At 58.0% G+C, this 634-nt stretch carries 1 protein-coding gene; it reads right to left on the bottom strand.

Going from position 1 to position 634, the window contains the following annotated elements; translation table 11 throughout:
• Positions 1-634 (bottom strand): methyl-accepting chemotaxis protein (locus J5224_RS33670; protein WP_264629220.1); only part of this gene is annotated, 634 nt, incomplete at both ends.

Genomic DNA, 634 nt, shown 5'->3' with positions numbered 1-634 from the left:
CTGCGTGGTGCCATCCATTTGCGCAATCGCCTGGCTGACCTGCGCAATACCACGGCTCTGCTCTTCCGAGGCGGTGGCGATTTCGCCCATGATATCGTGCACCTGCGTTACTGATTTCACGATGTTATCCATGGTTTTGCCCGCGTTGGTGACCAGATTGGCCCCCTGACTGATTTGCGTGACGGACTCACTGATCAGCCCTTCTATCTCTTTAGCGGCTTGCGAGCTGCGCTGTGCCAGATTGCGCACTTCGCCAGCGACCACGGCAAAACCACGCCCTTGCTCCCCGGCGCGCGCCGCTTCGACGGCTGCGTTCAGCGCCAGAATGTTGGTCTGGAAGGCAATGCTGTTGATAACCGAGGTAATTTCGGCAATGCGCTTGGAGCTTTGTTCGATATCCACCATGGTTTGCACCACGTGGCCTACCTGTTCTCCGCCCTGTTTGGCCGTTTGCGAGGCATTTACCACCAACTTGTTGGCATGGCTGGCATTATCCGCATTTTGCTTCACGGTGGCGGTCAGTTGCTCCATGCTGGCCGCCGTTTGTTCCACGGCTGCCGCCTGCTGTTCGGTGCGAGAAGAGAGATCGGTGTTACCGGCGACGATCTCGCTGGCGGCTGTTGAGATTTGACCG

It is taken from the genome of Candidatus Symbiopectobacterium sp. NZEC135, assembly GCF_025962695.1.
Note: the sequence above shows the minus strand (reverse complement) of the source record. Positions and strands in the feature narration are given on the sequence as shown.